This is a genomic window from Pseudomonas sp. A (assembly GCF_056270345.1).
The window spans coordinates 3755506-3775659 of the sequence record NZ_CM149873.1; the positions used below are offsets into that span (position 1 = coordinate 3755506).

The following is a 20154-nucleotide window of genomic DNA, read 5'->3' on the forward strand; positions in this document are numbered from 1 at the left end:
CCTTCATTGGAATGCGACCATGCATAGCATCGACCCGCCCTACCACCGGCAACAGATCCTGCGCAGCCTGCCAGGCTGGACCAGACAGCTGCAGCCAGCCCACGCTCAAAGGTTGTTGCGCCGCGCCCACCGGGAGCACGTCCAACCGGACGGGCAGCTCGCGGACTGGTTCGTCCTGGCGTCCCCTGTCCGACAAGCCGAATTGCGCGAAGCCATCAAGCAGCGTGCGGCCAGCAGCAAGACACTGGCCAAGGCCTTGCAGGGCCTGCAGGGCATTACCGAGTTCTGCGAACCTTTGCTGAAGGCGCGGTTGGGCGTTCAGGTTTCCCTCACGCAAGCGCAGTTCAGCCGTCAACCATTCACCCAGGGTCTGGAGGGTGAGCTCCCCGATCCAGATGCCTCCCATGACAGGCCTCGCCCAGCGATCCCGAGCGAACAACCGTCCGGCGCCGCCACCCTCACCAGCCTGCTCGAAGCCGCCCTGCACAACTTCGAAGGCATGGCCGAAGTCGGCCCCTTCAGCACCTTGCAGCTCAGCGTCGACGACACCACCCCGGTCCCAGGTCTGAGTACCAGCGCTTTTGTCGGCCACTGCCGTGCGCTCGACCTGGGCAAGCGCTATCAGCAGCACCTGCGAAGCTTCTATGGCGGTAGGCGAAAAAACGTGCTGCAACCGCTGTGGAGCCAGGCGCGGCGCGACGAACTCACCGCGCAGGCGCTGATCGCCCATATGCGTGGGCACCTGACCGATGTTGGTCTCCAGGCTTTGCTCCAGCTCTGCACCAGCGACCAGGCGCCAGGTTACGGAGCGGCAACAGCCTCTGTGCGGACCTTGAGCATGCTGGGCACGCAACTGCACGACCTGTGGCTGTTGGCGGCAGACGGACAGTCCGATCCCGTCTATATCGCCTACCTGCCCTTCGACGACGATCGGCCTGTACAGGAATTCATCAACCTGCTGGCCTTCGGCAGGTACCTGCGTCGCCGCTTGCTGGAGCCCGACTATCGCGAACGTTTTCTGGAACATGTCGCCCTGAAGGATCGCCCGGAGCTGGCAAGAAAACTCAAGGCCAGGTTGTTCGAAGGCCCACTGGCCGAAGTGCCCCCTCTCGAGACACCTTCCCCGGCCTTTGCCGAGACCGAGCCCGCCACGCATCCCTGGCAAGGAAGGGAGATTGCCAGCGAATCAGATGATCAGTCAGCACCGCGTCCCGTCCGCTTCCCCGCGCTGGCGGTACATGAAACGCCCATTGCCTTCCCGGTGTGGCCCAAGCTGTTCAACGACCATGTGCAGCGGCTGCTGGACGACGCTCGCAGGGTAGCGGTACCGACGGCGGATATCGACACCAAGGCCCGGGAGGAACGCCTGATGCTGTGGGGCGAACGCGGCCTGACCCTGCTGGGGGTGGCGGCCATGTTCGTTCCGGGCCTGGACGTCGCCATGCTGGCCGTAGGCGCCGGCCAGGTGATGAGCAGCATCTTCCACGGTTTCGAGGCCTGGTCCGAAGGTGACAACGCCCAGGCCGTGAGCCAGGTCGAGTCGTTGCTCGTCAACCTTGGCAGTGTGGTCGCCATCGCCGGTGTCGCCAGGCTGGCCAAGGCCTCGGGCTTCGTCGACTGGATGGAAAGCCTCCGGCTCGATGACCAGGAACGGCTGTGGCAGCCTCAGCTCGCGCCCTATCGCAGCCCGGTCGAACTGCCGGTGGACCTGCAGCCGGACGATGAAGGCATCCTGCAGTATGACGATCGGCATTTCCTGGAACTGGACGATGCCCTCCACGAGGTCCGCAAAGATGCCGGGGGAGACTGGCGAATCCTCCACCCGGACGATCCACAGGCCTACCAGCCACGCTTGCACGGCAATGGCAACGGCGCTTGGCGCGTGGAGCACGAGCGGCCTCAGGCGTGGCCTCGGGTCAAGCTGATGCGTCGCCTGGGCCCACTCTGCAAGGGGTTGACCGATGAGGACCTGCTGGCCGCACTCGACAGCAGCGGCCTGGAGCGTGGCGTGCTGGAACAGGCCCACGCCGACGGCAGACGCCCTGCGCCATTGATCGAGGACGCCCTGCGACGGTTGAACGCCGACAGCACCGCCGACACCATCATCGCCCGAACCCGCCAGGGCCGTCCGCTGGCCGCCTACAAACAATTCGCCATCAGCGTACTCGGCGAACTGCCCGGCTGGCCCGAGGATGTGGCGCTGGAGGTGTTCGACGGTGCCGAGCCCATGGGCAGCGCCACCCGCTATGGCCGCAACCGGCTCGGCGACCAGGTGATACAGGTGACCCGCAGCGACCTTGAGAATGGATACCTGGCCAGGATCGTCCTGGAAAACCTGGACGAAGAAACGGTGGCGGCACTGTTGCCTGAAGGGACCCCAGGCGATCAACATCAACAGGCCTTGCAGACGCTGATGGCCGACCGGCTGAGTGCAAGGCGGGCATCGCTGTTCGACAGTCTGTACAGCAACCAGCCCAAGGCAGCTTCCCCCGCGACCCTGGCCATCGCTCGGCAGTTTCCCAGCCTGCCCTGGCGGGCACTCGACGAACTGGCCGGCCAGGCCAACAGTGCCGAACGGGACAGCCTGCTTGCAGGCCGGGTGCCGCTGCGTATCGCCGAGGAAGCACGGCTGCTGCAAGCCCGCGTGCGACTGGACCGTGCAATTCTGGGCCTGTACCGCAACAGTTTGGCCAACACCGATAGCCAGCTCATCAGCGACAACCTGCTGGCCCGTCACCCGCAATGGTCCGCGCAACAGCGCTATCACGCGGCACTCGCCGACCGATCCGCCGCCGCCCGGCTGATTGGCCAGCAACCCATGCCCACCGGCTTTCGCTCGCCACTGCGGCTGAGCGATGGCCGGTATGGCTACCCGCTCAGCCCTGGGATGTTCGCCTCCCGTGCCGAGCGCGAGTTGCACGCCTTGTACCCCGGGCTCACGGGGCGCGAGATCCGACAATTGCTGGGCACCCTGCGCGCCAGAGGTAGCGCGACCGAGCAGATACAGGTGATGCGCACTCAACTGGCAGTGCTGCGCGAGCAACTTGGCGCCTGGGCCAGCGCAGGCGCCAACGACTGGGGCGAGGAAGTCGGCGCGTTTTACACCACCACCACCGACCGGCTGATCCGGGCCTGGCAACGCCTGGACGGCGAGATGCTCAGCCTGTCCAATGTCGCCCTCGATGCACTGCCGCCGCTATCGACACGTTTCGATCACATCACCACGCTGACGCTGGAGAACCTCAATGTGATCGAGATGCCTGCCGATTTTTTACAGGCCTTCCCGTCATTGCGCCGAGTCGATGTACGCAGCAGCCCGCAACTCAGCGCCACATCGGTCCTGCGAGCGCTGCGCAATGCCCCGCAACTTCGAGAACTGCGCTTGAGCAGTGCGCGCCTGGGTGAGCTGCCGGTCACCGCCCACGAAGTATTGCCGACCCTGAACAATCTGCGCAGCCTGGAACTGCCCCGCAACCGTCTGACCCTCACCCTGGCGGACCTGCAGATGATCACAGGCCTGCGCCTGGAGAACCTGGACTTGCGGGCCAACCGCATTGCGCTGGATGCGGACATGGCGGGCGCGTTCCGTTCAATGCGCGAATTGCGGCACTTGCACCTGACCCTGAATCCGCTGGGCCTCAGTCCAGACCTGAGCGGCCTGGAAAATCTGGCCACCCTGCGCCTGGACAGCGGCCAACTTCAGCAGTGGCCCACCGGGCTCAGCACCTTGATGCAACGCACCCCCTGCATGCTGCGCGAAGTGGACCTGAGCATGAATCGCATCGGGCAGGTTCCCGATTTCGACACCCTCCTGAACTCTGCCTATTTCGACCATCTGCTGGCAAGGCGCGCCAATTATCGCTGGCGCTTCAATTACAACCCATTGGATGAACGGACCCGAGAAAGTCTCAGAGTAATCGGCGCCTCCGTCGAGGAAGAAGCAGTCGCGGAACCTCTTCCAGCTTCAGCGCAGCGAACAACCTGGCTGAACAACGCCAGCAATGCCCAGCAAGCCACCTGGAACGCACTATTTGAAGGCGACCGCAATGCCTGCCTGCGTGATGTGGTCGAACAGGTCGGCATGTCGGCCAGTGCGCTGCGTCAACCCGAGGTCTTTGCCCGCCAGGTCTGGACGCTGCTTGACCGGGCAGCTGCCAGTAGCCGCCTGCGCAGGCGGCTGAACGAGGTGGCCGCCGCATTCCCGGTCAGTTGCGGTGATGCCGGTGCCGATGGGTTCGGTACGCTTCAAATCGAAGTCATGGCCTACGATGAAACCGCAGGCATGGAGATTGCCACACCACCTCTGTTCCAATTCTTCCGGCGCCTGTTCCGGCGTGATCAGGTGAACGCCCTGGCACAGGACCTCTATAACGCGCGACTGGCGCGGCGCGATGCACTGCGAGTCTTGGACGCCTGGCAAGCCCGGCCGCTGGGCGAGCGTGGCGCCAGGCCTGCGCTGCCGGACCTGCATCGCTTCGATACGCTGTCGGACGACGTGTTGCACAACGGCCTGGGCGAAGGTCTGGATCTGATCGAGATCCGCCTGGCCCTGCGCACCCGCTTGTCTAGGCGTCTCGATTTCCCCGAACCGCAGCAGGAGATGCTTTACCGGCAAACCGCCGAGGTCTCTACGTGGACCGAAGACGCGGTACATGACGAGGTCGAGATACAAGACGCCAGCGCAGACTTGCGTCGCCAATGGATCTCCCGTCACCCAACCTGGCGCCGTCTACTGCGCCGGGAGTACAGTAACCGCTTCGATGCGCTCAGGCGCCGCTGGGACGTCGGCTTGGATTACCTGGAAGGCAATGAACTGGACGACACGCTGGAACCCCCGGTAATCGAGGCCCTGACCCAGGCACTGGGCCGCAGCCCCCTTGGCGAAGATGGCCAGCCCCTGCGCCAGGCCATCACCAACGAGCCTTACATCGCGGGCATGAAACGCATGGCCCTGGGCCTGGAGGAGGACGAAGACGGCCTCTACCTGCGCCTGACCACCCGCCGCGATCCCAACGACTGAAGCTACTGGCCGCGCAGGTCCTCGAAGAAGACCTGCCGGCCCTGCACCTGGCTTGATGCGCGCGGCTGCCCGGCAGCCTCGCCGCTGGCCTTCTCCACATGCCAATAGCAATGGCGGACCGCCCGGGTGACCGCCACATAGGCCAGGCGCTGCACCTCTTCCTTCTGCGCCGTGTCGAACGCCTGGGCATCACCTGGCTTGCCCAGGCCGGCCAGGCGGTAGACCTGGTTCTTGTACGGCGAGCTGGTCAGGTACTGGCAATCGCCCAGCATGAACACCGCATCGGCCTGCAGGCCCTTGGCACTGTGATAGGTCAGCTGGCGCAGGCGGCGCTGGCCAGGCGGCAAGCTAGAATCAGCCTTAATAACTGCCGATAAATGCTTTTCAATCAATAACTTATCGCTTGTTTTTCGAAACAACATCATGACCGTTTCGCCACGCTGATAGTGTTCGATCACGGTTTCGGCCAGTGCCGCCTCGTCGCGGTCGAAGACCCGAACCGGCGTCAGCGCTAGCTCGGCCGCAGGCCCCGCGGCCCTGGCCTTCTTCCCGGTGATGGCCGGCGCGCCTTTGACCAGGTGCTCGGCGGCATCGATGATGTGCTGCTGACTGCGGTAGTTTTCCACCAGCATCACCCGCGTGTTGGCGGGGGACAGAAACGCCTTGGTGAACTCCATGAAGTACTTCGGCGAGCTGCCGCGCCAGCCGTAGATCGACTGCCAGTCATCGCCCACGCACATCAGCGACGAATGCTGCGCCACCCGTCCGGCATGCAGGGTCGGCCCACGGCGGCGAATCTCGGTCAGGCTCGCACGCAGCCAGCTGACGATCTGCGGCGAGACATCCTGGAACTCGTCGATCATCAGGTGCGCCAGGGGGCGCAGCAGCGGGTCGGGCAACAGCCCGAGGTTCTCCGGGTTGTTCTCGCCGAACAGGGCGAACATGCGGTTGTAGGTCATAACCGGCGGCGACTGGGCCAGCAGATGAGCCTCCAGCGCCTTCCAGTACAAGGCCAGGGCTTCGAAGAAGACCGCATCGGTGTCGCCGGACGGGAAACTCATGGCCGCCACTGCGGCATTGACGTCCAGGCCCAGGTTCTCGATAAAGCTTGCCGCGGTGACGAAGGCGTCGAGCAGCGGCGCCGGGGCCAGCTCGCCCTTGACCTTGTACTCGAAGCCAGGACCCGCCACGGCATCACCCGCCAAGGATGCCGCCAAGCGCTTTGCCGATGAGTAGTTATCAAGCCATATCAATGGCTTATCACAGAAAGCTTGAAACAGGGTGCGTTTAACCGCCCATTCCGCACGCACCGCCAGCTTGGCGCCAGGGCGCTGGTACTGGCCGCTCTCGGCTGGGTCGAAGCCCAGTACCACCCAGGCATCCAGCCCTTCCAGGCGACCGTGCACATGGAAGCGGCTGCCACGGATCTGCACCGTGTCCCGGCACGGCTCGATGCCCTTGATCGGCCAGGCGCCGGCGGCGAACCACAGGTCCTCGATCACATCGCACAACTCCTCGTCGCGCTGGGCCGCCAACTGGGTCACCTGGGCGCGTTTCTGCACGTCCGGGTGATCCGGATCCAGCGGTTTGAGCAGCAGGGCTTCCTGGCGCAGCGCCCCGATCAACTGGGCAAAACGCGGGCTCTGGCCCATCAGGTCGCGGTAGCACAGGTTGAGTTGCTGGCGCTGGGCGTCGTTCAGGCGCAGGTCGAACGGATTGCTGTCGGCGCTGGCCTCGCTGCCAACGGGCATCTCGCTGCCCAGGGTCTCGAACGCCCGTACCTGGGCGAAACCCGGCAGGCTGCGCACCAGTGGCAGGATGCGCGAGTGGAAGGTGCGCACCAGCTCGCGCCCCTGGGCCGGTGACAGCTCAACCTGCCACAGGGCGAACACCTGCAGCAGGCGCTGGATGAAGTCCTTGCGCGACTCGCGGGTGAAGGTCACCACGGTCAGGGCATCGAGTTCGAAGCCCAGGTAGTGGCGCAGCAACAGGATGCGCAGCACCAGCGAGGTCGACTTGCCCGCCCCGGCACCGGCCACCACGCAAGTGGACGGCGTGTCGCTGAAGATCAGCTTCCACTGCGCCGCGCTCGGTTGCGCCTCGGCAGGCAGGCGCTGGGCGACATCGGCCTTGAAGCGCTTCTTCAGCTCGGTGGTCAGCGGCAGGCGCCAGTCGTCAAACAGGTTGTCGTCCTGGCCCGGCACGGCGACATGCTCGGGGCGTGTATCGCGGATTACCAGGACCTGGCGCCCGGCCTCATAGCCATCCACCCGGCCCCGCTCATAGCCTTCGCGCAGGCCGTCAGAATGGCCGTTGCGCTGCCCCGTGGCGTGGCCCAGGAACCAGGAGTCACGGTGCTGCGCCTGCAGGCGCGACAGGCCACGCCCTAGCAGGCGGGCCGCCAGGCGGCGCAGCCAGGGCAACTGGGCGGGCGGGGTCAGGTCGGCCGGGGCCTGGGGATGCTCGTGAGGCACGGTCACTCCATTGAAAGTCGAAACAACGGGCATGTTCGCCTCATCCACGCAAAAGTGCCAGCGAATGCTTATGGATCAGGGCATTAGGCGATGAAACGCATGCTGATTCACACCAAATATTATCGAATTATCAGATCATATAAAGCCGATATTTACGCTTTTTATCGATCTATTAAAGCCGCATCATGGCCCCATTCCACCGAATCAGAGGAGCATTACCATGCTGCAACTGCGACCCTTCGAGAGCCTTGGCCACGCCAACCACGGCTGGCTGGACGCCCACCATCACTTCTCGTTCGCCGAGTACCATGACCCGGCGCGTGTGCACTGGGGCAACCTGCGGGTCTGGAACGACGACCTGATCGCCGCCGGCGCAGGCTTCCCGCCTCACCCGCACCGTGACATGGAGATCATCACCTACGTTCGCGAAGGTGCCATCACCCACCAGGACAGCCTGGGCAACAAGGGCCGTACCGAGGCCGGCGACGTGCAGGTGATGAGTGCCGGCAGCGGCATCGTCCACAGCGAGTACAACCTGGAGAAGGTCGACACGCGGATCTTCCAGATCTGGATCATCCCCGAGAAGGTCGGCGATGCGCCGTCCTGGGGTACCCGGCCGTTCCCCAAAGGCGAGCGTGGCGAGGGTTTCGTGACCCTGGCCAGCGGTCGCGAGGGCGATGAGCAGAGCCTGCGCATCCGCACCGATGCACGTCTGGTGGCCGCTACCCTGCGCGCCGGGGAAAGCGCCGAGTACCGTCTCGATGAAGGGCGCCGTGCTTACCTGGTACCGGCCAAGGGGCTGGTCGAAGTGAACGGGCTGCAGGCCAAGGCGCGCGACGGCGTGGCGATCGAGCAGGAGACGGTGCTGAAGGTGACCGCGCTGCAGGACAGCGAGATCGTGCTGGTGGATGTGGCCTGATCCACCTCGAACACGGGGCAAGCCCACTTGGGTTTGTCCCGCGCTTTGGCTAGCCTCGCCGCTTGAGCGTTTCCGACGGCAACTCACCGAAACGCTGGCGATAGCTCTCGGAAAACCGCCCCAGGTGCAGGAAGCCGTAGTCCAGCGCCAGTTCGGTGACGCTGCGCACCGCGCAGCTGGGATCGCTCAGGCAGGCCTGCACGCGCTCCAGCTTGCGTTGGCGGATGTACTGCCGGGGCGTGGTGCTCAGGTGGCGATCGAACAGCGCATACAGCGAGCGCACGCTCATGTTCGCCTGCTCGGCCAGCGCTTCGGCGCTCACCTCCAGTTTCAGGTTGCGCTCCACATAGTCCAGAATCCGCTCCAGACCCATGCCCGCCCCGCCCAGCGTCTCCATGCGCACATTGGTGGTCATCAGCGTCAGCAACTTGCTGGCGACGATCTGGCTGTAGTGCCCCTGCACCCGCGGCAGTGAGCCGCTCACTTCGGCTTCGTTGCAGATCATGCCCAAGAGATTGAGGAAACCGCCCAGTTCCTCCAGCCGGTAGTGGTTGCGCAGGAAGCGCACACCGCCACTGGGGCGCTGCCAGCGTTGTTCGGCGCAGATACTGTCGAGCAGGTGCACCGGCAGCTTGAGGATGAACTTCTCGCAATCCTCGGAATAGGTCAGGTCCACCGGGTCGTCCGGGTTGATCAGCAGCAGCTCGCCCGGCACCAGGTGGTGCTCGCGCTGGTGCCCGCGCCACAGGCAATTGCCGTTGAGCAGCACCTGCAGGTGGTAGATGGTTTCCAGTGCCGGCGAGGTAACGCGAACGCTGCCGCCGTAGCTGATGCGGCACAGGTCCAGCTCGGCGAACTTGCGGTGGCTGAGGCTGGCCTGGGGGTGGGTGGTGCGGGACAGGCCGATATGGTGCTGGCCCACATGCCGGTTCACATAGTCGGACACGGCATAAGGGTCGGCGTGGTGGAACACGCAGCTTTGCTCGCTCAGCAGGCGGCTTTCCATGGACAAGGCACTCGCCATCGTTATTGTTATGGGCGCCGCCTGCGGCTACCGAGGGGTGCGCAGGTGGTCGTTCACGGTCATTCTATTCAGCCACGCGGAGTGTGTCGGGGCAGGTGACGGTCGGCTGGCAAAGCCCACACTAAGCAAAAACCCGGGGTCTGGGCAATGCGCAGGCGACAAACGCCGGGCGGACAGCGGACAGTGACCCGGTCAGCTTGTGCGATCAGCGGACATGGATCATTGCACCGGCAGGAAATTCATCAGCAGCAGGCTCTGCGCATAGTTCAGGCCGATCCGTCGGTAGCGCTCATCGAGCATCTGCGCCAGCAGGTCCAGGCGGGCGACGACCTTGCCGAACTCCACGGCGAAGCTCAGGTTGCTGCCCTGCTCGGAGATCTCGTTGGAGAACAGCAGCAGCACGCCGTTGGCATCCTGGCGCTGGCTGAGCATCCAGGTGGCCTTCTCGATGTTGCGGGCGGCGTTGTTGATGAACAACGGGTCAAGGGTGTCGGTCATGTAGAACTCGGTGCGCCCGCCATGGGCGGTAACCAGCATGCTGCCAATGGCGTAGATGAACGCGCCGACCCGATCACCGCGAAATTCAGGGCTCAGGGCGTAGCTCAGGGCAGCCAGGTCACGGCGCTCGCCCAGTTGCGGCAAGGGTTGGCGCTGCTCGATGGCGATGCGGATCTGCCGCGCCGCCGTGGTGGCGTCGAGGTACCCGGACTGTTTCCACTGGCTGGGGTTACGCAGGTACAGCTTGTTCATCAGCAAGTAGAGGCTTTGCAGGTTGTCGCGCATGGCCAGGGTCGCCATGCGGTCGACACTGGTCTGGAACAGCTCGTCCGGCTTGCCGTTGCCGAACTGGGTGAGCATGTCGCGCCCCTGTTGCTGGGTGCAGGCGGCCAGGCACACCAGGGTACCGGCCAGCAGCAGGCGGCGGGGAAACTGAGCATGTCGTCGTACGGCCATCGGCACCGGTGGAAGTCGTCGGCCCAGCCGGGGATCGGCGGGGCCTGGCCATGCATAGAACGCACAAATGCGAAAAAGTGCGATGGCGAGGCCGATTGCGGGCGCACAGCATTACATGGCGTGACGCAGCATCTCCACCACCTGCGCGTGCAGCGCCGGATCGCCGCAGGCCACCACGCAGCCACCGTCCTGGGCCGAGCTGCCATCCCAGGCGGTGATGACACCGCCCGCCCCTTCGATGATCGGCATCAGCGCCTGCACGTCGTACGGCTGCAGGCTCGCCTCGACGATCACATCGACGAACCCCGAAGCCAGCATGCAGTAGGCGTAGCAGTCGCCGCCGTAGCGCATCAGCCGCGCCTTGCCGGCGACCGCCTCGAAGGCCGCCTTGCGTGCCGGGGTGTCGAACATGTCAGGGGTGGTGCACATCAGCGTGGCCGAGGCCAGGTCGACGCAGGCGCGGGTCTTGAGCTTCGTTTCGCCGCGCCATGCGCCTTGCGGGGTGCCGATGAAGCGCTCGCCGGTGAACGGCTGGTTCATCACGCCGACCACCGGGCACTCGCCATCGTTGAGAGCGATCAGGGTGCCCCACAGCGGCAGGCCGGTGATGAAGGCTCGGGTACCGTCGATTGGGTCGAGCACCCAGGTCAACGGGCTGCTACCCTGTGCGGCGCCCTGCTCCTCGCCGAGGATGCCATGCGTTGGATAATGAACCTGGATCAGCTGGCGCATGGCCTCTTCAGCGGCCTTGTCGGCGACCGTCACCGGGTCGTACAGGCGTCCGCCCTTGTCCTCGACATCCAGGCTGGCGCGAAAGTACGGCTGGATCGCGGTGGCGGCGGCCTCGGCCAGCTGTTCGGCGAAATGGCGGAATTCGACGATCTGGTCAGCGCTCAGGGACATGGGGCGGGCCTCGTGATGGGAAAGGATCGGCATCATACCCGACTGCACGATAAGGCGGATGCCCGGCGGGATCGATGATATTGTTATGCCATTATTCCTGCTTCATTTAACCGTCACTCAATCGTTGTACTAGGATAGCAAGCAGCTCCAACGGCCCCGCCGGCAGTCAAGGACGCTGGTCACTGGCGTGCGCGGGCCCTTTGTTCCAACGCCTATCATGGATGACACGATGAATTCGCACCTGCTCTTCCCGCAGATCGGCAAAGTCATAGCCAGTACCGGCAGTCGCCATTTTCCGCGGCATCTGCACGACCTGATCCAGACCCACCTGACTATTGATGCCACACACATTCGCCAGTTGCGCGACCCGGTTTGCGCCACCCGCCCGGACGCGACGCTGATCAGCGAGACGGTGTTCAGTGCCGGTGATTCGGGCGAAGACTTCGACGACCCTGCCCGCCTGCACCTGGCGCGACGCAAGGATGGTTACCGCTACGAGATCACGGTGTTGCGGGCTGACCCGCGGGTTGGCTTTTCGGCGACCGAGCGCAGCCGGCTTGAAGACATTTCGCCGTTGCTGATGCCGATGCTGGAGAAGCACATCAATGCCTTGCAGCCAGTTGCGCCTGAACCGGTGGATGTCGACAGCCTTGGACAGCGGTTTCTCGAACGGCTGCGCCAAACGGGGATCAGCTTGTCGGAGCGGGAGATGCAGGTGTGCGAAGGATTGTTGGCCGGGCGTACGGCGCCGCAGCAGGCCGAGCATTTGCGGCTCAAGGTCAATACGGTGGAGAGCTACTTGCGCAGGGCGGCGATCAAGTTGGGGATCAGTGGGCGGCATTCGTTGATGAGGTGGATGTATGCTGAGGGGTGAGTTGGGTTCTTTGGTGCTTGTTTTGAGTTTTTTATGTGCATTCGTAGAAGATATCGACATTTAGTCACCTTTCCGCCCTTACGGCGGGTTACTTTGGTCTTGGCCAAAGTAACCAAAGCCGCCCCGCTCCGTTCATCCGGCCCCTGCGCTTCGCTCCGGGGTTCCCTCGCTCCGTTCTTGCTCCCGGGAGGACCGCGCTGAACGCCCCATCCTGGGGCGCAGCGCTTGACGGCCATCCATGGCCGTCACCTCCCTCCGCAAGAACTCCGCTCGGCCTCCTGAAGTCGCAATTGGTGTTGCCTGAACTATCGCGCGCTTAGAAGCAAGAGCAAGAGCAAGAGCAAGAGCAAGAAATGCGAAGTTAGTTGTTTGACCATTAGTTATGTATTGACTGTTCCGGCCCTTTCGCGGGGCAAGCCCGCTCCTACAGGGTTTTATATAACGGCGACTATTGCGTGGGAGCGGGCTTGCCCCGCGATGCGATCGAGAGATTAGTTAAATTCAAACTAGCGACAGCTGCGCCAGTCCAGGCGCCGCCCGTAACTTCGCGACTTCAGGAGGCCGAACGGAGGTCTTGCGGAGGGAGGTGACGGGCATGGATGCCCGTCAAGCGCTGGGGCCCAGGATGGGCCCTGCAGCGCGGTCCTCCCGGGAGCAAGGCCGGAGTGAGGGAACCCGGAGCGAAGCGGAGGGCCGGATGAATGGAGCGAGGCGGCTTTGGTTACTTTGGCCAAGACCAAAGTAACCCGCCGTAAGGGCGGAAAGGTGAATAAGCGTCGACATCATAAATGAATGCGCATACAACTTTAAAAACCATCAAACAACAACAACAACAACAACAACAACAACAACAACAACAACAACAACAACAACAACCCTCAGATCACGAACCCCCAACGCCCCGCCAAGAACAGATAATCAACCCAAAACACCTGATGCACAAAAACAATCCCCCAGAACACCACCTGATAGGCAACCTTCCGCGTCTTGTGCCGAAACACCTGCTGCGCCAGCAACGCCCCCGGCCATCCCCCCAGCAGCTCGCTGGCATGCAACACCTTCTCCGGCGTGCGCCAAGCCTGGTTCCGCGCCTGCTGCTTGTCCTGCCAGTACAACATCAAGCTGACCAGGCTCACCAGCGGATACATCGCCAGTGGCAGCCAGGTCCCATCACTCAACCCCATTCGCAGGCCACCCACCACCGGCAACAGGCAAAGCACCATCAGTACCAGCCATTTCAGGCGTGCATGGCGCACGCCCTCCTCGCCCCGAGGCGCACGCTGCATACGGGCCATGTCAACCGTGCGCCGTCGACCAGTCGACCCAACCGAACTCCCAGGTCGCCAGGATCAGCAGGCCAAAGGCAATCCGGTACCAGGCAAACACCGCGTAGCTGTGGTTGGCAATGAACTTGAGCAACCCACGCACGGCGATCATCGCGAAGATGAACGACACCACGAAACCGAGGGCGAACACCGGCAGGTCGCCCGGCTGGAACAACTCACGGTACTTGTACCCCGAATACACCGCCGCGCCGACCATGGTCGGCATGGCCAGGAAGAACGAGAACTCGGTGGCCGCCTTGCGCGACAGGCCGAACAGCAGGCCGCCGATGATGGTCGAACCGGAGCGCGAGGTGCCCGGAATCATCGCCAGGCACTGGACGAAACCGATCTTCAGCGCATGGCTCCAGCGCATGTCGTCGACATGATCGACTTCCACCCGATGCTGGCGACGCTCGGCCCACAGCATGATCACCCCGCCCACCACCAGTGCGGCGGCCACGGTAATGGGGTTGAACAGATACTCGTGGATCAGGTCGGCGAACAGCACGCCAAGGACCACCGCCGGGAAGAAGGCGATCAGCAGGTTGGCGGTAAAACGCCGTGCCGGCACCTGTGTGGGCAGGCCCAGCACCACGTCGAAGATCTTGCGTCGAAACTCCCACACCACCGCCAGGATCGCGCCCAGCTGGATGATGATGTTGAACGCCATGGCGCGTTCGCCGCCGAAGTTGATCAGGTCGGCGACGATGATCTGGTGCCCGGTGCTCGAAATGGGCAAGAACTCCGTCAGCCCCTCGACCACGCCCAAGATGATTGCCTGCAAGGCACTCCAAAAATCCATCTTTCCCCCAAGTGCGACGCTGCGCGTGGCAGGCCGCTTGTTTTGATTGACTCAATGATGCCGCACGCGGCGCGTGCTTTTTACAGCGACAGTGGCTCTCAAGGCCAGCTGAAAAGCCCAGCAGCCTAAAGGTTTCATCTGGCGCGGCCGAAATCCTAGCAGAGCCTGTGTTTCAAGGCTTGCGTTACCTGCTACACAGGATGTCAAGAAAGACTCATTAGCCGTTGGTCGAGTGGGGGCCGGCGGCAAAGCATGCTTGGATGCCCTGGATAAAAAGAACAAAGACTGGAGTAACGCATCATGAAGACCCTGAGGTCGATGTCGATCAGCCGCCGTCTGTGGCTGATCCTGCTGGTGGCCGTGGCCATGCTGCTGGTGTTGGGCCTGCTGATGCTGCGCCAGCTCCACGGCGACCTGTACCAGGCCAAGGCCGAAAAGACCCGCCACGTGGTGCAGACCGCCGCCGGCATCCTGACGTATTACCAGGGCCTGGAGGCCGCCGGCACGCTCACCCGCGAAGCCGCGCAGCAGCAAGCCCTGCAAGTGGTGCGCGGGCTGCGCTACGACCAGAACGACTACTTCTGGATCAACGACCTGCAACCGAAGATGGTCATGCACCCGGCCAACCCCAAGCTCGATGGCCAGGACCTCTCGGCCATCCGCGACCCGGATGGCTTTGCCGTGTTCAACGAGATGGTCGCCCTGGCCCGCAGCCAGGGTGCGGGGCCGGTCGACTATCGCTGGCCCAAGCCCGGCGCCAGCGACCCGGTGGAGAAAACCTCCTACATCCAGCTGTTCAAACCCTGGGGGTGGATCATCGGCTCGGGCGTTTACGTCGACGACGTGCAGGCCGAGTTCGCCCGCCAACTGCGCGACGCCTCGCTGGTCGGCCTGGGCATCGCCCTGCTGATGGCCCTGCTGGTGATGCTGATCGCCCGCAGCATCGCCCGCCCGCTGCAGGAGGCGGTACAAGCCATGGGCACCATCGCCAGTGGCGAAAGCGACCTGACCCGGCGCCTGGACACCCATGGCCGTGATGAAATCACCCTTCTGGGCGAACACTTCAACCGTTTCAACGGCAAGCTGCAGGGGGTGGTCGGCCAGTTGCAGGGCGCTGCCCATCACCTGGCCGAATCTGCCGGCCATGTCGGCGACAACGCAGGCGCCGCCCAGGCCCGCAGTACTCAGCAATCGCTGCAGATGGACCAGGTGGCCACCGCGATCAACGAGGTTTCCTACGCCGTGCATGACGTGGCCAAGCACGCCGAACAGGCCTCCAGCGAGATGCGCAACGCCCAGACCCAGGTCGGCCATGGCCAGCAGGCGATCCACGGCAGCCTGCAGCAGATCGACCGGCTTTCGGCAACCATCGAGCAAGCGGTGCAGGTGATCCGTGAACTGGCCAGTCACAGCACCAAGATCGGTGGCGTGCTCGAGGTAATCCGCTCGATCGCCGAGCAGACCAACCTGCTCGCCCTCAACGCCGCCATCGAGGCCGCCCGCGCCGGCGAGCAGGGCCGCGGCTTCGCCGTGGTCGCCGACGAGGTGCGTCTGCTGGCGCAGCGCACCGCTCAGTCGACCGCCGAGATCCAGACCATGATCGAGCACCTGCAGGGTCAGTCCGAGGCCGCAGTGCGGGCCATCGACACCAGCAGCGAAGCCTCGCGCCAGACGGTCGAGCAGGCTCGCGAGGCCGGTAGCAGCCTCGATGCCATCAGCCAGGCGCTGGGCAACCTCGGTGCGCTCAATGCCTCGATCGCCAGCGCCACCCTGCAGCAGTCCCACGTGGTCGAGGAGATCAACCGCAACGTCACCGAAACCGCCGACCTGTCGCAACAGACCGCCGAGGCCGCGCGCCAGTCCAGCGACGCCGGAGTAGCCCTGGCGCGGCTGAGCGAGGACCTGGAGCAACTGCTGCGCCAGTTCAGGGTTTAGTGGCGGCAAGCGACAAGCTGCAAGCGGCAAGAAAGAGCGCCCCAGCAGTGTCCCCGCCACTGCAGCTTGCTGCTTGCCGCTCGAAACTTGTAGCATCCCGCCCTTTCCCCGCTCAAGGATCGCCGATGTCCGGCCTCGAACTCTTCGCCGCCGCGCTCGGCGTCATCGCCGTCTGGCTCACCGTCAAGCAGAACCCCTGGTGCTGGCCGATCGGTTTGGTGATGGTGGTGCTGTACAGCTGGATCTTCTACGAGGTGAAGCTGTACTCGGACATGCTCCTGCAGTTGGTCTACGCGGTGCTGCAGCTGTACGGCTGGTGGCAGTGGACCCGACCTGACCGTATCGAGGATGCCCGCCAGGTGACCCGCCTGGCCCCTGCGCCGATGCTCAAGGGCCTGGCGGCCGGCCTGCTGGCCAGCTTGCTGCTGGGCGCGGGCATGGCGCACTGGACCGACGCCGCCCAGCCCTGGCTGGACGCCGCCCTCACCGGCTTCAGCCTGGTGGCGCAGCTGTGGATGGCGCAGAAGCGCCTGCAATGCTGGGCGTTGTGGGTAGTCGTGGACGTGATCTTCGTCGGCCTGTTCCTGTACAAGGGTCTGTACCTCACCGCCGCGCTCTACGCCCTGTTCACCCTGATCGCCGTGCGCGGCTGGCTGGAGTGGCGCCGCGACCCGGCGCTGGCAACGGTATGAAAGTCCTGGTGCTGTGTGGCCCGGAGTCCAGCGGCAAGAGCTGGTTGAGCGGCGAAATCCAGGCGCATTTCGGTGGCGTGCTGGTCGGCGAGTACGTCCGCCATTTCATGGAGCGCGAACAACGCGACACCTGCTATGCCGACATCCCCACCATCGCCCGCGGCCAGCTGGCCTGGGAAGATCAAGGCCGAGAGCAAGCACCGGCACTGCTGATTCTCGATACCCACCTGCTCAGCAACATCCTCTGGAGCCGGGCACTGTTCGGTAACTGCCCCGCCTGGATCGAAGAAGCGCTGACGGCGCGCCATTACGACCTGCACCTGCTGCTGCGCCCTGAGGGCGTCGAATGGGTCGGTGACGGGCAACGCTGCCAGCCCCGCCTTGAGGAGCGCCAGGCGTTCTTTGACGACAGCCTGGCCTGGTTGCAACGCCATCAACAGAACGTGCAGGTCATCGACGGAGACTGGCCACAGCGCAGCGTCACGGTACTGGGCGCGGTGCAACGCTTGCTTGACGGAAAATGCCCGGCCTTCCCCACTGAATGTTAAACCGCTGATACACACCGACTGGCCTTAGTCCCCGGATTTGCGCGTATTGCCGCAGTTTCGGGGGCAGTGTCACATCGCTGATACACCGCCGTCGCCTCCCCTTCGAAGCCCGATAATACGGGCTTCGCCCCCTTCCTTGCCGGGGATCTGTCTCAGCACTGATACACCAACTCTCTGACGCACGAGCGCTTCGCACACAAGCTCCTGATTCTCAAGCAATAACAAAAACCGGCACAGCTTCTGCTCTCCTTCTGGCAACGCGGCCCCTGGCCCAAACGCCGAAGAAGGAATTGCCATCGTGGGGAAACCAGAAAAAGGCAAGATCTGTCACCTCCTGCTGCTTGGTTGCGCTTTGGGATCCAGCTTCAGCCTGCCCGCCCAGGCAGACAACGGCATCGTCGTCATCACCCGCGAAGTGCAGACGCGCAGCGCGATACGCGCCCCCATGATGCCCGACCCCAATCCGGTCACTGTCAACACCAACCCGTCCGCGCACATCCTCAGGCAAACCAGTGAGCTGAGCGACGGCGACTTCGCCGGCATCACCAGCGGCGCCGGGATCAACTCGCTGATCACCCAGCAGACCAACACCATCGGCAGCAACATCGGCAACCAGACCCAGTTGCCCAACATCGCCGGCGGACGTGGCTCGGGCTCGGGCGGCAACGGCATCGCCAACATGGTCAACTCCAACGTCCAGCAAGGCCTGGGCGCGTTGAAAGTGCTCGGCGGAGGCCAATGACATGAGGCATTCGCTGCTGATCCTGGCCACGCTGTGCAGTGCTTCGGCCTTCGCCCAATCCCCCGTGATCAACAATGCCACCATCGACAGTTCCGGCGCGCAATACCAAGGCAACCTGGGCGTCAACCAGGCAGCCGGCGACCAACAGCAACAGGTCAACGCCCGGGCCATCGCCATCGGCCACGACGCCAACGCCAGCACCCAGATCCGCCAGCGCCTGCGCACCCATGTCGACCCTGCGCTGGACGCCCAGTCCAGCATCCAGGGCACGGCCTTCAGTCATGGCAACGGCATCCTCGGGGTCAACCAGAGCGCCGGCGCCAGCAACCAGCAAGCCAACGCACTGCGCATCAGCGTCAGTGCCCAACCGCAAAGCATCGACGACAGCGTCCTTCTGCAACAGAACGTGGCGCTGGTCAACAGCTCGGATCCAACTGCCCAGACACCCGGCCATCGCCAGGTCAGCACCAGCGACCAGGCATTCACCGGTAGCCGTGGCGTGGTGCAGTTGAATCAGAGTGCCGGGGTGGGAAACCGAACGGCCAACACCCTGAGCATCCGGGTCGCGGATTGACCCAAACAGGTAACAACAACACTTAACCTAAAATAAAGTACGGAGAACCACCATGAAACCCTCGATGGCACTCAAGCCTCTGGTTTTCGCAATTGCTGCGATCATGGCTGTGGCTGTACAAGCTGGGCAGAATGATCGGCGTGGCAACGACCATCACAATGGTCATCACAACAACGGTCATCACACCCCTCCTCCTACCAAGATCCCGGTGTATGCAACCGCCAATGCCTGGGACAAGCAAAGCAGCACCAACAACCGCATCAGCAATGAAGGCACCGTGAACGAAGCCGAAATGAGCAGCTCGGCTTCCGGCACCAGCGGCAACGTCGGTGTCAACGTGGCCGCCGGCGCCGGCAACCAGCAGGACAACGCCGCCGCCATCGCCAACGCCGGTGCCGACTCGAGCCTGGACAACACCTTCGTGTTCGGCTCCGCCTCGGCCACCGCCGATGTGCGTCAGTACAGCAACAACAACAAGGTCAACAACTACGGCGTCACCAACTCCGGCATCATGAGCGGCTCGGGCAACAACGGCAGCGGCAACATGGGCATCAACATTGCCGGTGGCGACCTGAACCAACAGAAAAACACCATGGCCATTGCCAACTCCAATGCGCCACTGGGTAATGCCACCGCCACCGCCTCCGCCGACCAGAACGGCCCAGGCCTGGTCGTGAACAACAACGCCGACCGCACCTTCCGGGTCGATACGCTGACCTTCACCACCACGAAAAGTGGCAGCGCCTCGTACGACAAGGACTCCAGCTTCAGCAAGGAAGGCAGCTCCTCGTCGAGCTGGGAGGCCGCCGGTGCCAACAGCTGGAGTGCCAGTGGCTCGAAGAGCTCGGACGCCAGTGGTTCGCGTAGCCATGAGTCGAGCTCCTCGGCCAGTGGTTCTCTGAACGCTTCGCTGGATGCCTCGGCAAGTGGCAGCGTGACCCACACCCAGGACTTCGGCCGCCACGAGCGCAGCCGCACCGATTCGTTCGATGCGTCGCTGAGCGCCTCGATCGACGCCTCGTATGACAAGTCGCGCGACAAGTCTTCCAGCTCTTCGTTCGAGAAGTCCTACGACTCTTCGTTCGAGAAGGCCTACGACTCTTCGTTCGAAAAATCGGGTAGCAAAGCCTCCGAGTACGCCAAATCCGGCTCGAAGAGCTACAGCGAGTCCAGCTCGTACGACCTGAGCAACACCGTGTCCTTCCAGGTGCTGACTCCTACCGGCTGGGCTAACCCTGTGACCAACACCGCCACCCTGAGTGGCTCGGTGAATGGCGGCAGCGGCAACCTCGGTGTCAACGTGGCAGCCGGTGTGGGCAACCAGCAAAGCAACTCGCTGGCCATCTCCAACACCTCGTTCTGACAGCT

General features: G+C 63.7%; 14 protein-coding genes and 2 pseudogenes. 10 read left to right on the top strand and 6 right to left on the bottom strand.

What is annotated here, in order from left to right; genetic code table 11:
- The first annotated feature begins 19 nt into the window (after positions 1-19).
- Positions 20-5020, top strand: coding sequence for an NEL-type E3 ubiquitin ligase domain-containing protein (locus AC0MAZ_RS16840; protein WP_475858647.1), 5001 nt, complete (start codon positions 20-22; stop codon positions 5018-5020).
- 2 nt (positions 5021-5022) lie between these two features.
- On the opposite strand, the gene AC0MAZ_RS16845 is transcribed toward AC0MAZ_RS16840, so the two are convergent.
- On the bottom strand, positions 5023-7527 hold the full coding sequence (locus tag AC0MAZ_RS16845) for a UvrD-helicase domain-containing protein (protein ID WP_475858649.1): 2505 nt from the start codon (positions 7525-7527) through the stop codon (positions 5023-5025).
- A 187-nt stretch (positions 7528-7714) separates the two neighbouring features.
- Here AC0MAZ_RS16845 and AC0MAZ_RS16850 point away from each other — a divergent pair, with 187 nt between their 5' ends.
- Positions 7715-8413 carry a pirin family protein gene (locus AC0MAZ_RS16850; RefSeq protein ID WP_203646415.1) on the top strand — a complete coding sequence of 233 codons (699 nt, stop codon included), beginning with the start codon at positions 7715-7717 and terminating at the stop codon, positions 8411-8413.
- A gap of 49 nt (positions 8414-8462) precedes the next feature.
- Here AC0MAZ_RS16850 and AC0MAZ_RS16855 read toward each other — a convergent pair whose 3' ends face one another.
- The 3 genes from AC0MAZ_RS16855 to hisN form a co-directional block, all read right to left on the bottom strand.
- Complete coding sequence (locus AC0MAZ_RS16855) at positions 8463-9419, bottom strand: AraC family transcriptional regulator (RefSeq protein ID WP_203646413.1); 957 nt, start codon at positions 9417-9419, stop codon at positions 8463-8465.
- Positions 9420-9656: 237 nt separating this feature from the next.
- On the bottom strand, positions 9657-10391 hold the full coding sequence (locus tag AC0MAZ_RS16860; RefSeq protein WP_203646410.1) for a hypothetical protein: 735 nt from the start codon (positions 10389-10391) through the stop codon (positions 9657-9659).
- Positions 10392-10502: 111 nt separating this feature from the next.
- Positions 10503-11294: a histidinol-phosphatase gene (gene hisN, locus AC0MAZ_RS16865; RefSeq protein WP_475858652.1), complete on the bottom strand. Its 792-nt coding sequence runs from the start codon at positions 11292-11294 to the stop codon at positions 10503-10505.
- A 229-nt stretch (positions 11295-11523) separates the two neighbouring features.
- Here hisN and AC0MAZ_RS16870 point away from each other — a divergent pair, with 229 nt between their 5' ends.
- Positions 11524-12168 (top strand): helix-turn-helix transcriptional regulator, encoded by a 645-nt coding sequence (locus AC0MAZ_RS16870; protein ID WP_475858654.1) that lies wholly within the window; start codon positions 11524-11526, stop codon positions 12166-12168.
- Between the two features lie 878 nt (positions 12169-13046).
- On the opposite strand, the gene AC0MAZ_RS16875 is transcribed toward AC0MAZ_RS16870, so the two are convergent.
- Entirely contained in the window at positions 13047-13454 is a 408-nt protein-coding gene (locus AC0MAZ_RS16875) for a DUF1294 domain-containing protein (RefSeq protein WP_475861453.1), read from the bottom strand.
- Between the two features lie 10 nt (positions 13455-13464).
- Positions 13465-14295, bottom strand: coding sequence for an undecaprenyl-diphosphate phosphatase (locus AC0MAZ_RS16880; RefSeq protein WP_203646402.1), 831 nt, complete (start codon positions 14293-14295; stop codon positions 13465-13467).
- Between the two features lie 390 nt (positions 14296-14685).
- Between AC0MAZ_RS16880 and AC0MAZ_RS16885 the strand changes: the two are divergent.
- The 7 genes and pseudogenes from AC0MAZ_RS16885 to AC0MAZ_RS16915 form a co-directional block, all read left to right on the top strand.
- Positions 14686-15309: pseudogene (locus tag AC0MAZ_RS16885) on the top strand (cache domain-containing protein); the annotation flags it as partial.
- A gap of 405 nt (positions 15310-15714) precedes the next feature.
- Positions 15715-16230 (top strand): annotated as a pseudogene (locus AC0MAZ_RS16890) (methyl-accepting chemotaxis protein); the annotation flags it as partial.
- Positions 16231-16355: 125 nt separating this feature from the next.
- Entirely contained in the window at positions 16356-16922 is a 567-nt protein-coding gene (gene pnuC / locus AC0MAZ_RS16895) for a nicotinamide riboside transporter PnuC (RefSeq protein WP_203646398.1), read from the top strand.
- On the top strand, positions 16919-17470 hold the full coding sequence (locus AC0MAZ_RS16900) for an AAA family ATPase (protein ID WP_475858655.1): 552 nt from the start codon (positions 16919-16921) through the stop codon (positions 17468-17470). Before pnuC ends, AC0MAZ_RS16900 begins: the two co-directional genes overlap by 4 nt.
- Before the next feature lie 298 nt (positions 17471-17768).
- Positions 17769-18212, top strand: a complete 444-nt coding sequence (locus AC0MAZ_RS16905; RefSeq protein ID WP_203646393.1) for a hypothetical protein — start codon at positions 17769-17771, stop codon at positions 18210-18212.
- 1 nt (position 18213) lies between these two features.
- Positions 18214-18786, top strand: a complete 573-nt coding sequence (locus AC0MAZ_RS16910) for an adhesin (protein WP_203646392.1) — start codon at positions 18214-18216, stop codon at positions 18784-18786.
- A gap of 52 nt (positions 18787-18838) precedes the next feature.
- Positions 18839-20149, top strand: coding sequence for a heme utilization protein (locus tag AC0MAZ_RS16915; protein ID WP_232856976.1), 1311 nt, complete (start codon positions 18839-18841; stop codon positions 20147-20149).
- Positions 20150-20154: the final 5 nt, after the last annotated feature.

What these genes read in the sequence shown, in the direction of transcription:
- AC0MAZ_RS16870 (WP_475858654.1), top strand. Translation starts at nt 11,524, where the DNA reads ATGAATTCGCACCTGCTCTTCCCGCAGATCGGCAAAGTCATAGCCAGT.
- AC0MAZ_RS16875 (WP_475861453.1), bottom strand. Translation starts at nt 13,454, where the DNA reads ATGCAGCGTGCGCCTCGGGGCGAGGAGGGCGTGCGCCATGCACGCCTG.
- AC0MAZ_RS16880 (WP_203646402.1), bottom strand. Translation starts at nt 14,295, where the DNA reads ATGGATTTTTGGAGTGCCTTGCAGGCAATCATCTTGGGCGTGGTCGAG.
- AC0MAZ_RS16910 (WP_203646392.1), top strand. Translation starts at nt 18,214, where the DNA reads ATGAGGCATTCGCTGCTGATCCTGGCCACGCTGTGCAGTGCTTCGGCC.
- hisN (WP_475858652.1), bottom strand. Translation starts at nt 11,294, where the DNA reads ATGTCCCTGAGCGCTGACCAGATCGTCGAATTCCGCCATTTCGCCGAA.
- AC0MAZ_RS16845 (WP_475858649.1), bottom strand. Translation starts at nt 7,527, where the DNA reads ATGCCCGTTGTTTCGACTTTCAATGGAGTGACCGTGCCTCACGAGCAT.
- AC0MAZ_RS16850 (WP_203646415.1), top strand. Translation starts at nt 7,715, where the DNA reads ATGCTGCAACTGCGACCCTTCGAGAGCCTTGGCCACGCCAACCACGGC.
- pnuC (WP_203646398.1), top strand. Translation starts at nt 16,356, where the DNA reads ATGTCCGGCCTCGAACTCTTCGCCGCCGCGCTCGGCGTCATCGCCGTC.
- AC0MAZ_RS16855 (WP_203646413.1), bottom strand. Translation starts at nt 9,419, where the DNA reads ATGGAAAGCCGCCTGCTGAGCGAGCAAAGCTGCGTGTTCCACCACGCC.
- AC0MAZ_RS16900 (WP_475858655.1), top strand. Translation starts at nt 16,919, where the DNA reads ATGAAAGTCCTGGTGCTGTGTGGCCCGGAGTCCAGCGGCAAGAGCTGG.
- AC0MAZ_RS16860 (WP_203646410.1), bottom strand. Translation starts at nt 10,391, where the DNA reads ATGGCCGTACGACGACATGCTCAGTTTCCCCGCCGCCTGCTGCTGGCC.
- AC0MAZ_RS16915 (WP_232856976.1), top strand. Translation starts at nt 18,839, where the DNA reads ATGAAACCCTCGATGGCACTCAAGCCTCTGGTTTTCGCAATTGCTGCG.
- AC0MAZ_RS16840 (WP_475858647.1), top strand. Translation starts at nt 20, where the DNA reads ATGCATAGCATCGACCCGCCCTACCACCGGCAACAGATCCTGCGCAGC.